This is a genomic window from Hoeflea prorocentri, assembly GCF_027944115.1.
Lineage (GTDB): Bacteria > Pseudomonadota > Alphaproteobacteria > Rhizobiales > Rhizobiaceae > Hoeflea_A > Hoeflea_A prorocentri.
This window is the reverse complement of the sequence record NZ_JAPJZI010000001.1, coordinates 1,660,323-1,673,479: the sequence shown is the minus strand read 5'-3', so window position 1 is coordinate 1,673,479 and position 13,157 is coordinate 1,660,323. Positions and strand designations below refer to the sequence as shown.

Annotated in this window: 15 protein-coding genes; 4 read left to right on the top strand and 11 right to left on the bottom strand. The window is 57.0% G+C overall.

Annotation, left to right across the window (positions count from 1 at the left end):
* Window positions 1-48 precede the first annotated feature (48 nt).
* Entirely contained in the window at window positions 49-408 is a 360-nt protein-coding gene (gene yidD / locus OQ273_RS07810) for a membrane protein insertion efficiency factor YidD (RefSeq protein ID WP_267993056.1), read from the bottom strand.
* A 13-nt stretch (window positions 409-421) separates the two neighbouring features.
* Window positions 422-871: an iron-sulfur cluster assembly scaffold protein gene (locus tag OQ273_RS07805; RefSeq protein ID WP_267989888.1), complete on the bottom strand. Its 450-nt coding sequence runs from the start codon at window positions 869-871 to the stop codon at window positions 422-424.
* A gap of 242 nt (window positions 872-1,113) precedes the next feature.
* On the opposite strand from OQ273_RS07805, the gene folE reads away from it, so the two are divergent.
* From folE to OQ273_RS07790, 3 genes are all read left to right on the top strand, one after another.
* Window positions 1,114-1,755 (top strand): GTP cyclohydrolase I FolE, encoded by a 642-nt coding sequence (gene folE, locus OQ273_RS07800; RefSeq protein ID WP_267989887.1) that lies wholly within the window; start codon window positions 1,114-1,116, stop codon window positions 1,753-1,755.
* Window positions 1,756-1,761: 6 nt separating this feature from the next.
* Window positions 1,762-2,226, top strand: a complete 465-nt coding sequence (gene hisI / locus OQ273_RS07795; protein WP_333781683.1) for a phosphoribosyl-AMP cyclohydrolase — start codon at window positions 1,762-1,764, stop codon at window positions 2,224-2,226.
* A gap of 198 nt (window positions 2,227-2,424) precedes the next feature.
* Window positions 2,425-3,324: a patatin-like phospholipase family protein gene (locus OQ273_RS07790; RefSeq protein WP_425493361.1), complete on the top strand. Its 900-nt coding sequence runs from the start codon at window positions 2,425-2,427 to the stop codon at window positions 3,322-3,324.
* Here the strand turns inward: OQ273_RS07790 and OQ273_RS07785 are convergent.
* From OQ273_RS07785 to OQ273_RS07760, 6 genes are all read right to left on the bottom strand, one after another.
* Complete coding sequence (locus tag OQ273_RS07785; protein WP_267989885.1) at window positions 3,321-3,683, bottom strand: AzlD domain-containing protein; 363 nt, start codon at window positions 3,681-3,683, stop codon at window positions 3,321-3,323. The genes OQ273_RS07790 and OQ273_RS07785 overlap by 4 nt on opposite strands.
* Window positions 3,676-4,386 carry an AzlC family ABC transporter permease gene (locus tag OQ273_RS07780; RefSeq protein WP_267993055.1) on the bottom strand — a complete coding sequence of 237 codons (711 nt, stop codon included), beginning with the start codon at window positions 4,384-4,386 and terminating at the stop codon, window positions 3,676-3,678. Before OQ273_RS07780 ends, OQ273_RS07785 begins: the two co-directional genes overlap by 8 nt.
* A gap of 133 nt (window positions 4,387-4,519) precedes the next feature.
* Window positions 4,520-5,032, bottom strand: a complete 513-nt coding sequence (locus tag OQ273_RS07775; protein ID WP_267989884.1) for a hypothetical protein — start codon at window positions 5,030-5,032, stop codon at window positions 4,520-4,522.
* A gap of 2 nt (window positions 5,033-5,034) precedes the next feature.
* The gene (clpA, locus tag OQ273_RS07770; RefSeq protein ID WP_267989883.1) at window positions 5,035-7,524 is read right to left on the bottom strand and encodes an ATP-dependent Clp protease ATP-binding subunit ClpA; all 2,490 of its coding nucleotides are present in this window, start codon (window positions 7,522-7,524) and stop codon (window positions 5,035-5,037) included.
* A gap of 10 nt (window positions 7,525-7,534) precedes the next feature.
* Window positions 7,535-7,873, bottom strand: a complete 339-nt coding sequence (gene clpS, locus OQ273_RS07765; RefSeq protein ID WP_267993054.1) for an ATP-dependent Clp protease adapter ClpS — start codon at window positions 7,871-7,873, stop codon at window positions 7,535-7,537.
* A 339-nt stretch (window positions 7,874-8,212) separates the two neighbouring features.
* A complete protein-coding gene (locus OQ273_RS07760) occupies window positions 8,213-8,569 on the bottom strand; it encodes a phasin family protein (RefSeq protein WP_267989882.1) in 357 nt (118 codons plus the stop codon).
* A 325-nt stretch (window positions 8,570-8,894) separates the two neighbouring features.
* Here OQ273_RS07760 and OQ273_RS07755 point away from each other — a divergent pair, with 325 nt between their 5' ends.
* Entirely contained in the window at window positions 8,895-10,262 is a 1,368-nt protein-coding gene (locus OQ273_RS07755) for a D-alanyl-D-alanine carboxypeptidase (RefSeq protein WP_425493360.1), read from the top strand.
* 68 nt (window positions 10,263-10,330) lie between these two features.
* Here OQ273_RS07755 and OQ273_RS07750 read toward each other — a convergent pair whose 3' ends face one another.
* From OQ273_RS07750 to OQ273_RS07740, 3 genes are all read right to left on the bottom strand, one after another.
* Window positions 10,331-11,023, bottom strand: coding sequence for a DnaJ domain-containing protein (locus OQ273_RS07750; protein WP_267989881.1), 693 nt, complete (start codon window positions 11,021-11,023; stop codon window positions 10,331-10,333).
* Entirely contained in the window at window positions 11,024-11,770 is a 747-nt protein-coding gene (locus OQ273_RS07745; protein WP_267989880.1) for a vWA domain-containing protein, read from the bottom strand.
* 187 nt (window positions 11,771-11,957) lie between these two features.
* The gene (locus OQ273_RS07740) at window positions 11,958-13,115 is read right to left on the bottom strand and encodes an aminotransferase class V-fold PLP-dependent enzyme (protein WP_267989879.1); all 1,158 of its coding nucleotides are present in this window, start codon (window positions 13,113-13,115) and stop codon (window positions 11,958-11,960) included.
* Between the last annotated feature and the right edge of the window lie 42 nt (window positions 13,116-13,157).

Sequence of the window (13,157 nt, the reverse complement as noted above, 5' to 3'; positions counted from 1 at the left end):
GGCGCGCGCCTTTTAGCTCGAGTCTTCAGCGTTTGCAACCGAACGCAGTTACTCCACGCCGGGCCTATTTTTTGCGTAACGAAAGTAGCGCCATGGCAAAAACCAGCGGCAGTTGTCAGGCAAAATGTCCGGAACCGGGTCGAACCCGTGACTGCCGCCTGGTCCGCAACGAATGACGCGGTAGAACGCCATCCAACCACCGCCCCAAAGCCCGTGCAGGGCCACAGCTTCATAGGCAAATTCCGAGCAGGTCGGAAGGTGCCGGCAACTGTTGCCGATGAACCCTGAAAGGGTCAGTTGGTAAAGGCGGATCAGCCCCATGCCGAACAAACGTCCGGGCGTTTTTCTGAAAGGACCGTCATAATTGCGGCCTCTTGGCCGGTTCGGAGATGAGTTTTGCGGACACATGGCCTGGACGATCTCAGGCGGCCGCCCCTGCGCCACGGCTTTCCTCGATCTGCTCAATAGCATCGACGACGGCATCGAATGTCAGCAATGTGGACGCGTGTCTTGCCTTGTAATCGCGAACCGGCTCGAGAAACTGCAGGTCTGTAAAGCGGCCGGTCGGCGGTGGGCCGTTTTCCTTCAACATCGCGATCATCTGGTCGCGCACGGCCCGTAGCTCAGCGGTTGAAGCGCCGACAATATTGCGGGCCATGATGGAGGATGACGCCTGCCCGAGGGCGCAGGCTTTCACTTCATGGGCAAAATCGCTGACAATATCGCCATCGAGTTTCAGCCATACCTTGACAGTTGAACCACAGAGCTTCGAGTGCGCCCGAGCCGTCGCATCCGCATCTTCCAAAGTGCCGATGCGCGGGATATTGCCCGCGAACTCCAGGATCTTCGTATTGTAGACATCATCGATCATTCTGGGCGATCCCGACTGCTTATCGTCTTCATTTACCGAAACAATCAATACCGACGCGATAACGTCGCCTATTTGTTGGCTTTTCACACATCTATACCCTATTTTGGGGCGTGGCGTCACCATTGCAAGATGGGGGTCGCTTGCGATAAGGAAACCGCATCCGCATACGACCGAAAATTGACCGCCGGCGGATAGGATCGAAGTGTTTGGCCGAAACACCGGCCACGGAGAAGAATGTAGCGATGGACGCCGTAATCAAGAACTTTCCCAATGATGTCGGTGAAGACCAGGACGGCGAAAGCCGGAGCGTTGCTCGGCCGAGTGAAGAAGAGGCCAAGGCAGCGGTAGAGTTGTTGCTGCGCTGGATCGGCGAAGATCCGGCACGCGAAGGCCTGCTTGATACGCCGAAACGCGTTGCCCGCGCCTATCAGGAGCTTTTCTCCGGATACGGCGATTCCCTGGAGGAAATTCTCGGCCGGACCTTCGAGGAAGTCTCCGGTTATGACGAACTTGTGCTTGTGAAGGATATCCCTTTCTTTTCGCACTGCGAGCATCATATGGTGCCAATCATCGGCAAGGCCCATGTCGGCTATCTGCCGGACGGCCGTGTTCTTGGACTTTCAAAGATCGCGCGTGTCGTCGACGCGTTCGGACGCCGTCTCCAGACACAGGAATCGCTGACAGCCCAGATAGCCGATTCCATTGACAAGACGCTAAAGCCACGCGGCGTGGCCGTCATGATCGAAGCAGAACACATGTGCATGGTCATGCGCGGTGTACAGAAAATCGGCTCGACAACGCTGACATCCACCTTCACAGGCGTGTTCAAGACGGAGCCGCAGGAACAGGCACGTTTCATGTCGATGCTTCGCGGCAAGGACTGAGATCGTATGACGGATGAGCGCGCCGCGGCGCCGTTGTTCCCGCCGGCACCGGCAGATAAAGCCGAGCTTGAAGAAGGCACTGCGCTGACGCCAAGATTTGACGCTGATGGCCTGGTAACCGCCGTTGTCACAGACGCAGCTGACGGCACGGTTCTGATGCTCGCGCATATGAACGCCGAAGCACTGTCTTTGACGATCTCGACCGGCATCGCCCACTATTACAGCCGTTCAAGGCAATCCCTTTGGAAGAAGGGAGAGAGCTCGGGCAATGTGCAAAAGGTGCAGGAAATGCGAACGGACTGCGACCAGGACGCCATCTGGTTGAAGGTGAATGTATCCGGCCACGGCGCCAGCTGCCACACGGGCCGCAATAGCTGTTTCTATCGTACAGTCGAGCGATCGGACGGCAAAACACATTTACGAGCGGACGGCGATCTGCCGCGTTTTGATCCGGGTGAAGTCTACAGCTGACTGCCGCCTGTCCGGTCCCATGACCTTCACCGCATATCAACTTGCAGTAAAGAAATGTATCTTGTCGGTGAGTATTGTGGCGTGCCAACTTCATCGTTCTTAAATAAAGTAGGTGTTAGTATCGGCACGAACAGGCGGCATGACCGGCCGGCCGGGTAAACCACACCGGATGCAGGTCGCCATCTTTGAGCCGGAACAGTGCCCGGAGTAAGGACCTTGCTCGACCAGACACAACGATCGGATATAGCACTTGCGCTTGGCGGTGGAGCCGCACGCGGATGGGCACATATCGGCGTTTTACGCGCACTGGATGAAGCCGGCGTCCGTGTCAGCATGGTTGCAGGAACGTCTATCGGTGCGTTAGTCGGTGGATGTTACCTTGCGGGAAAACTGGATGAGCTTGAAGAGTTCGCCCGTAGCCTGACCATGCGCAGGATTGTTGCGCTGCTGGATTTTGCCATCGGCGGCAGCGGCCTGTTCGGCGGCATGCGCCTGAGCAAACGCATGCGCGAACATCTTGCCGATATCGACATTGAAGATCTCGACCGTCCCTTTACCTCGGTCGCGACAGAAATCGCCACCGGGCATGAAATCTGGATTCATAGCGGCTCGCTGACGACCGCCATCCATGCGTCCTACGCTTTGCCAGGCATTTTTGAACCGGTGCAGTGCAATGGGCGCACACTGGTTGACGGTGCGCTCGTCAATCCAGTGCCGGTCTCGGTCTGCCGCGCCCACGAGGCTCCCCTCGTCGTTGCAGTAAACCTCCACTACGATCTCTATGGCAGATCAGCCGTTGTCAAACACGCCGCCTCACAAAACCCGCTTGACCTGATGCCGGATGCAACACCGGAGGAAAGGAAGAAGTCCCGGCGGATCGGCATGACCAATGTCATGGTTGAAGCCTACAATATCATTCAGGATCGGATTTCGCGTGCCCGGCTTGCCGGCGATCCGCCGGACATCCTGCTGATGCCGCGTCTGTCCGATATCGGCCTTTCCGAATTTCACCGTGCCGCCGAGGCCATTGACCGCGGTTATGAAGAAACACGCGCGAAACTCGATGACATAAAAAGGGCAAGCGAAGTTCTGGTCTAGTTGATCTGCGGACCAAGAAGAAAAAGCCCGCCCAGCAACACCACTTCAGCCGTGACAATCCCGGCAATGACTTTCTGGCGTGTCATCGCAAAGACCGCGAAACCTGCGGCAACGGCGCTCAGACGAAGCCAGATGGGCGTCGTCTCAAGATATCCGGTCGGAAACAGGATGAGCCGCGCCACAACCGCCGCGACGAGAGCAGTCGCGACCGCCCTCACCCACACCAGCGTCGGCGAACCGTCGACAATCTTGTTGCCGGCAAGCACTCCAAGCCAACGCCAGATATCCGTGGCAAGCCAACCGGCAATTGCGATATAGATATATGGCCACAAATAAAGACCGGTCTCTTCCTTACTCATTGCGCCGTGCCTTTCTGCGATTGACCAGGCGCTCGAGAATGAACGCCAGGGTTCCGCCGAAGAAGCCGGCATAGAGCAGTCCTAGTTCCGGATCGAGCATGTGGAACAGTGGCCCCATCACAAGGCCGATAATCATTGCGAAATAAACCTCGATGCTGCGGGCTGAGGCCCAGATTGAGGTGATGAAATAGACCGGTGTCAGGAAGAACAATGCGCCGCCCACCATCGCCGGCAGATGACTGATAACCCCATACAGGATGCCGACGATCAGAATATTGACTGACGAAATTGTAAGGCCGAATCCGGCGACAAAAGCAACGCGCCCTTCCGGGGGGACCTTGTGGATGCGTTCCATTGTGAAGACCCACAAGGTTACAGCAACGAAGTGCGATACAGCAAGCAGAACCCATGTCGGCGTCGACCGCGTCCGGATCAATGGAACCAGTGCCGCGACCATTGGCATAAGCCGCATGGAAGACAGCGTGACCGCAAGGGCAGCGGCCGGAAGAGATGCACCGGCGATGATGGCTCCGATGAGCACGAACTGTGCCGGCAACGCCCAGACGATCCCGGTCATGAAGACCGTTTGCCAAAGTGGGATTCCGGCTTCAAAGGCAAACCCGCAGAAGCCCACAAAGGCGGACATCAGGACGAGTGCAGGCCCCGAAAAAAGGCCGCGCATCCCGGCAAGGAACCACGGCATTTGTCGAACGGTCGTTTGGTTATCCACGCAGCCTTGTTAGACCGCATCCATGGGCTTGCAAAGACCTGATTGAATTTTTCCGAGATCCGATCAGGCAATCATATCAAACCGGACAGGCTCTGCGCCTTGAAGATCAAAGCAGAGCAGCGAGCCGGCGCGCGCGTGCAGACAAAGCTTTACGGTCCGACCGGAGCGCAAACTCAATTTGTTCCCGTACCCGGCCGACAGGGATTCTATTGTCGTGCGCCAGATCCACCATACCCTGGAGCGAACAGGCCGCGACGATGTTGGATTTATCCCGCAGATTATCGGCAAGGATCAAAAACAGCCGTTCGGTCTGATCGGCGCTCAAATTGGTTCGTGTCAGTATCTTCGGAAATTGCTCACCTATTTCCCACTGGCTGAGACGTTCAAGGCCGTTCAAAAGCCGGTCTATATGCGTATCGAAAAGCTCCGGCGCACTGAGACTGATTTGCATGGCCGCATGCGCGGCGCGCGCAACGACGCCAGTGTCGGGATCATCCATCAAGTCCAGAAGTTTGGGGAGAAGCTGCGTGTCACCACGCACGGTCTCAGCTACCGACGCAGCCGCGCCGACCGATCGGCGATCGCCCTCTTTAAGGCGATCGCGTATTGTCTCGGACACCGCTACTTTTTCCGCGGAACCTTCGGCACCGCGCCGCCGCGCGGTTTCCTTGTACCCGGCTTTTCCTCAACAGCGGTTGTCCCTGCATCGGGCTGTGCCCGTTTTGAAGCCGCCGCGGTTCCGCTCTTAGCCTTTGCCGCCGGCGCCTTGCGTTTTGCCGCAGGTTCCTTGCGCGGTTTAGCAGGTGCCTTGTCGGGAATGGCTTCAAGCTTAAGGCCGGGTTTGCCGTCCTTGTCGGGCGCGACGGTCACCTTGACCGTGCCGCCCTTCTTCAGCTTGCCGAATAAAACCTCATCCGCGAGTTGCTTTTTCACATGTTCCTGAATCACCCGCGCCAATGGACGCGCGCCCATGCGTTCATCATAGCCCTTGTCCGCCAGCCAGGCGATGGCGTCCTTGCTCAGATCGAACGTTACGCCTCTTTCGGCAAGCTGTGCCTCAAGCTGCATGACGAACTTCTGAACCACCTGGTGAATGACAGGCGTCGGCAGCGAACCAAACGGAATAATCGCGTCCAGCCGGTTTCTGAACTCCGGCGAGAACATGCGGTTGATAGCCTCCATGTCATCGCCGTCGCGTTTGGAAGAACCAAAACCGATGGCCGGCTTGGCAAGATCGGCTGCGCCCGCATTGGTCGTCATGATCAGGATGACGTTGCGGAAATCGATCTGCTTGCCGTTGTGATCCGTCAGCTTGCCGTGGTCCATCACCTGCAGCAGGATGTTGAAGAGATCCGGATGGGCTTTCTCGATCTCATCGAGCAGAAGCACGCAATGCGGATGTTGGTCCACACCATCGGTCAACAGGCCGCCCTGATCGAACCCGACATAACCGGGAGGCGCGCCCAAAAGCCGCGAGACCGTATGACGTTCCATATATTCCGACATGTCGAAACGCAGGAGTTCAACACCGAGAGAGCTTGCCAGTTGCCGGGCAACCTCCGTCTTGCCGACGCCCGTCGGGCCTGAAAACAGATAGCTGCCGATCGGCTTGTCCGGCTCGCGAAGACCGGCCCGCGCCAGCTTGATGGCGGATGCGAGCGCTTCGATAGCCTCGTCTTGACCATAAACAACGCGGCGCAGTTCCTTGTCCAGATTGGCGAGCACCATCTTGTCGTCCTTGGAAACGGACTTCGGAGGGATACGCGCCATCGTCGCAACGGTTTCCTCGATCTCCTTTTCGGTGATCGTCTTGCGCCGCTTGCTTTCCTCTACCAGCATCTGCGAGGCACCGGTTTCGTCAATCACGTCGATCGCCTTGTCCGGCAGCTTGCGGTCATTGATGTAACGGGCCGACAGCTCGACCGCTGAGGTAATCGCCTCATTGCTGTATTTGACCTTGTGATAATCCTCGTAATACGGCTTCAGGCCTTTGAGGATCTCGACCGCATCGTCAATGCTCGGCTCATTGACATCGATCTTCTGGAAGCGGCGCACCAGGGCGCGATCCTTTTCGAAGAACTGCCTGAACTCCTTGTAGGTGGTCGAGCCGATGCAGCGGATGCTTCCTGACGAAAGAGCCGGCTTCAAAAGGTTGGACGCATCCATGGCGCCGCCGGAGGTTGCGCCAGCGCCGATGACCGTATGGATCTCGTCGATAAAGAGGACTGCGCCTTCCGTTTCCTCCAGTTCCTTGACGACCTGTTTGAGCCGTTCCTCGAAGTCACCGCGATAACGCGTTCCGGCAAGCAGCGCGCCCATATCCAGGGCAAAGATCGTTGAATCGAGAAGAACCTCCGGCACTTCTCCGTTGATGATACGCCGGGCAAGCCCTTCCGCAATCGCCGTCTTGCCGACACCCGGGTCGCCGACATAGAGCGGGTTGTTCTTGGAGCGGCGGCAAAGCACCTGAATTGTGCGGTTGACTTCCTGTTCGCGCCCAATCAGCGGGTCGACCTTTCCGTCCGCCGCTTTCTGATTGAGATTCACGCAATAGGAACTGAGCGCGTCCTGATTCTTTGCCTTTCCGCCCTCATCGTTTTCGGTTGACGACGGTGGTCCGTCCGTGTCGGACTCCTCCGCACCACGAACCGGACGGCTTTCCGAAACGCCCGGCCGCTTGGCGATACCGTGCGAGATGAAGTTGACCGCATCGTAACGGGTCATCTCCTGCTCCTGCAGGAAATAGGCTGCATGGCTTTCGCGCTCTGCAAAGATCGCGACCAGCACATTGGCGCCCGTAACCTCGTCGCGGCCCGAAGACTGGACATGAATCACGGCCCGCTGAATGACCCGCTGGAAACCGGAGGTGGGTTTTGAATCCTCGTCGTATCCGGTCACCAGATTGTGCAGCTCGTTGTCGATATATTCCGTGACGGTGGAGCGCAAAGCGTCGAGATCGACACCGCAGGCCCGCATCACGGCAGCGGCATCGGAATCGTCCATCAGCGCCAGAAGCAAATGCTCAAGCGTTGCATATTCATGATGGCGATCATTGGCAAAGGTCAGAGCCTGATGCAGCGCCTTTTCAAGACTATTGGAGAATGTCGGCACGACTATATCCTCATTTCTTTTCCATCACGCATTGAAGCGGGTGCTGGTTTTGGCGCGAAAAATCCATCACTTGTGTGACTTTGGTTTCCGCAACCTCATAAGTAAAGACCCCACACTCGCCCACACCGTGATTGTGAACATGCAGCATTATGCGCGTTGCCGCCTCCCGATCCTTTTGAAAGAACCGCTCCAGAACATGCACGACAAACTCCATCGGAGTGTAATCGTCGTTCAGAAGCAGCACCCGGTAAAGGCTCGGCTTCTTCAGCTTCTTTTGCGTACGCGTGATGACCGAGATGCCGTTGCCGGATCCCTTGCCATCATCATCGTCGTCGTCCTCGCCGCTCATCGTTGCCCACAAAGGCTTCAATGCCATTTCACCCTTTTCCTGATTCACCGTATTTCATACCGATTTTGATACAGTCCCGGTCTGTTTTCCAGTCTACTCTAATCTAGAACAAGTACGGCACAGATTGAAGCATTCGACCCAGGCTTGCTCTATTCCTTTTTTGCTAAGTCCGGCCCCGGACGGGGCCATGCTGCGGAAGGCGTCTTTATCCTTAAATAGGCATTCTTTCGCCACAGCACAGGGGGTAATCAAAACAAACAGGGATTGGAACCGGCCTCAAACAACAAAAAACCCGGCCGCCGCTGGCTGCCGGGTTTCAAATCAAGGCTTTAAATCCGCTCAGTCGGCGTTGGAAGCCTTCTTGGCTGCCGGTGCCGGAGTGGCAACTGCGGCTTCGTAAGGCTCATAGGCCTTGCGTGCCAGGTCGGCGTAGATTTCACTCATCTTGGTTGCTTGAGCGACAAAGCCTTCATAGCTCGACTTTGCATGGTCGCTCTGAATTTCGAAAGCCTTTTCCAAGGTCTTGGCACCGAAGAGTTGCTCGACGACTGCCGCATTGTCCTCATAGGACTTTTTCGAGTAGTCGGTTGCTTCGGTTGTGAGGGTCTGCATGCCCTGCGCCATGGCGGAATAGCTCTTGAGCATGTTTTCCATGGCATCCTTGCCATATTTGTTGGCGTCTTCAAAAGAAAACATCTGGATATCCTGTCGTTGGGTATGGAGGACTAAACGCATTCGCTTGACCGGGCTATATCCCGCTCTGCCTACAAATTTTATGTGCAGCGCAGCAGAAAGTCAATCAATCTTGTGCGCCGCACCATCATTGATATCAACCATGCGGAAAGATTCCTGAAAGAACCTGGAAACCATAAACGGATTGGTAACGCAGTTTGCCTACACTTTTGCAAAATTGGGGGTCAGTGATCCCTGCACAGTAGTTGCGCGTGGTTGTGATTGGACTTGTAAAGTGTACATGGCTCTCCCCGGCGGCATAGGTTCCGCTCATTTCAAGAATACGGTTTTGAAGCTTCTGAAGCTGGTTGCGGCAACGGTTATGTGCCTTACCCTGGCGACCGGGTTTGCGGCAGCGAATTCGAAATATGCCGGCTTTGTCATCGACGCGAAAACCGGAAAGACGCTTTATTCCTCCAGTGGGAATTCGCTGCGCTACCCGGCGTCTCTGACCAAGATGATGACGCTCTACATGGTGTTCGAAGCCATTGACAGCGGGCGTATCAGCAAGAAGACGCGCATCCGTGTTTCGAAACATGCGGCCTCCGAGCCGCCATCAAAGCTTGGCTTGCGCGCCGGACAGACCATTTCGGTCGAGCAGGCGATCTACGCGCTTGTCACCAAATCGGCAAATGACGCATCCACCGCCGTTGCGGAACATCTTAGCGGCTCTGAAAGTGAATTCGCCAGAAGAATGACCGCCAAAGCACGCGCGCTCGGCATGAAGAAGACCACCTTCAGAAATGCCCATGGCCTGCCGAATTCACGTCAGAAAACAACGGCGCGCGATATGGCCCGTCTCGGCCTCGCTTTGAGAGAACACTTTCCGCACCACTACCACTACTTCTCAACGCGCTCTTTCAAATACGGCAAGACCCGGTTTGGCAATCATAACCGTCTTCTGGGAACCGTCACCGGTGTTGACGGCATCAAGACCGGATACACACGCGCTTCCGGTTTCAACCTGGTCAGCTCCGTTCGCAAGGACGGACGCAGCATCGTTGCGGTTGTCATGGGCGGCAAAAGCGGCGCCAGCCGAAATGCCCACATGAAAAAGCTGATCGCGCGCACCCTGCCGAAAGCCTCCAAGCGGGGCGGCGGCAATCTTGTCGCTCGGGTTAGCCCCGACACTCAGATCGCGCTTCCAAAGACCGGTCCTGTGCCGAAATTCCGCGACGTCACCGAAGTCCGGGTCGCGATGGCCTATGCGAAGCCGGAAAAGGCAAAGACCTTTCCGATTCCGCTTGACCGACCTGTCGTGGGACGCGAGGCGCTTATCGACACGCTGAAAAAGCAAAAGGCAGTCGTCGCACCGATGCCGCGTCCTGCGAACACGGTAGCGGTCGTTGAGCAGGGCAGCAAGCAAAGCGGTTCGGTTGACGGCGTCACCACGGCAAGCACCGGCCAGCCGTCTGGCTGGGTGGTTCAAATTGGCGCGGCCGCGACCCGTCAGGACGCAGAGCAGCTTCTGGCCGAAGCCCAGTCGAAGACCGGCGGAATGGTCGCCAAGGCCCAACCCTTCACGGTGATCACTCACCGTGATGGCGAACAGCTGCATAGGGCCCGTTTTGCCGGCTTTGATGGCAAGTCACACGCATGGAAAGCGTGTAAGGCACTAAAAAGAAAAGGTTATGGCTGCTGGGCAACCGAACAGTAGCCAGTCGTTAATCAGTCGCGGCTCTGACACTGCCGCATCCTCGAGTTTGTATTGTGTATTGGGGAAATCTAATGTCGACGCAGGAGCACTTCCTTGGCCTCATTGATCCGGGCCGCCAGAAAAACAGATCCGCCAGCATCGGGATGCATGCGTTTCATCAGGCGGCGATGCGCCTCGCGGATCTCCGCCTCGGTCGCACCAGCGGCAAGACCAAGGATCTCGTACGCTTCCTCCTCAGTCATGGAGCCAGAAGCTGGCGCAGCACCCAGCCCGTCGTTCGGGTCCGCATCAAAGCTGTCTCTCCAGGCGGGAGCCCGTCGGTCAAGATAAGCTTCTAGAACCTGAACGCTTTCAGGGTCGCCGCGAAGCTCCAGATGCAGCGAAAACAGTTCCTCTTCGCTGAGTGCGTCGAGCTCGCGGCCTTCAAACTGTCCCGCCAGCACCAATCCGTTCATATTGCCGCTATCGAGATCAAGTTCCATCTCCAGGGCGGCCGTGCGCACCCGCGATGTCTGTTTGGCGCTCGGCGTGCTGCGTGACTTTGCCCGCGCCCGGCCAAAGAGAGCAGCGGCAAGGCCGAACAGACCCAGCGAAATGCCGGTACGGCCAAGCAGCGTAAACACGACACCGAATACGGTGAGCAGCACGGGCACGAAATAGCGCAACACCGTTGCGAGGCGATGCGGATCCATGCGCAGGAACAATGCGGCCAATCCCCCCAGAAACAGGGTGGCCAGTGCGATATAGAAGAAGAATGTCACCTAACTGCCGCCCTTCCCTCCGGAAAGCTGTTCGAGCAGCAACCGGGATTCCCGGCTCTTGTCCTTTTCCAATGCGGTGACCCCGCCCGACGCATAAACAGCAACAGCTTTGAGAAGATTGAGAAGAGCGTTGGCCGCACCCCCGTCAAACCTCAAATACGCGCCGCCCGAAAGCCTGGCGATTTCCCGAAACGCCGTGTTGGCGGCGACATCACCGCCCTCTTGAAACATAAAGCATGGCACTTTCCGCATCCCCAGTTCACCGGCGAGTTGGCAAAGCCGGTCGATGTTCTCTTCCATCGCGTCGCCGATGAAGACCAGCGCGCTCACCGGTTTTCGCACAGTTTCATCACGGGCATGCTTGAGGATCTTGGCAATCTGCGTATGTCCGCCCCGACAATCGATACGCACCATGAGGTCGCGCAATTGCGTTGTATCTGCGACCCATTTCGATGCCCGGCATTCTCCGAAGCCGCGAAAATAGACAAGTTGCACATTCAGCCCCCCCGCGCGGCCAACGGCATTGAACATCTCGCTTTGCAGCATACACGCCGCATCCCAGGTTGGCTGGCGGCTCATCGTCGCGTCCAGCGCAAAGATCAGCCTGCCGCTTTCGCCGCCGGCGGGCCGTGCAATCGAACGCGCCGCATCCAGAAAATGCGCAATATCGCCCTGGGACGATTGCGCCTGCTTATCGGGCACAACCGATTTCGACCCCTTGCCGCTCGTTATGTCGCGCCCCGACATCGTCTACTCCCTGGAATTGATAGCCGCGGCGATGCCACGTGCTCTCGCTTTCTCAAATCTAGAGCGAGATGAGGCCAAATTGAAGCATGGGGCTTCCAAAAAACAATTGAACGACAATCCGATCCCGAATTCCGCGTGCCGTGTTACAATGGGGTACGGATAGTCCGGCGCGGCGGCCAAGGCACAATTAATGCCTGCCTGAGCCTTTGTTGACTGCATGAAATGACTTTTCAAGGACCTCGACAAGTTCACGCGTCGCATCTTCCGAGGTTTGAACCCCCGGCGATAACCGCAGTGTCGAACCTCGGCTATCAGCTGAAAACCCTGCATGGTTCAGACTCGCAAGAATAGCTTTCGCCCTTTCCGTCGAACCCGTTTCGAACATGAGGCTACCGCCCCTTGCCTTCTCCTTACGCGGTGTCAGCAAGGTGAGGCCCAGATTGTCTGCAGCCTCTATGAGTATGCCACCTAGCAAACGGTTGTGTCTGACGAGAGCATCCCGATCGATGCCCGCATGCCATCTCAAGGCCGGAACCGTTGCAGCGGCGGGCAGGATGGCAGGCGTCCCGTTGTCGAAACGGCGAATATCCGGCGCATATTCGAATGTGTCGATATCCCAGTTGAACGGATTATCCTGACTGAACCATCCACAAAGTTCGGGCCGGCAATCCGAAATCAGCTGCGGGTTCACATAGAGCATCCCCGCGCCGGGCGTCCCGCACATCCATTTCAGGCTTGTTGAAACGGCAAAATCAATCTGCGGCGAATCGACCGAAAATGGCAGGAGGCCGGAAGCCTGAGTGATATCTACACCAATGAGGCTCCCCATTTCACGTCCATGGGCAACAAGGTTCGCAAGGTCAACGCGGTGCGAAGACGTTGAGCTCACCCATGTGATAAGGGTAAGAGCGACATCCCGGTCCCACTCGGCAATCATGTCCTCATCTGAAACCCAATGCGCACCCTGCCTCGCTCGCACTGTCTGCAGTTTGAACCCAAGACGCTCCTGCAACCTTGTCAAAAGGAAATGATTGGACGGAAAACAGTCCGCCGCGACCAAAACCTTCCGGCCCCGCAAGGTATCGGCCGGAAGCGCTGCCATGAGCATGTGCACACCTTGCGTCACATTCTCGCAGGTCGTGGTCGAACCTGCAGGTGCGCCAATCAACTCACGCCAAAGGTCGATGAACTCGCCGCGCTTGCCGAGCAGATAGGACCATTGCTGATCATCGGACGCACTCCAGACGCTGGCAAGCTCCTCCATGGCCACGCCGAGTTGCCTTTCTTTGTCGGGATACTGGCCAATGGAATGATAGAGAAAATAGCCTTCCCTTCTTTCAGTCATGCTCTTCTCCCTGGCACGGCAACCCGGGGCCTGATCACAGTC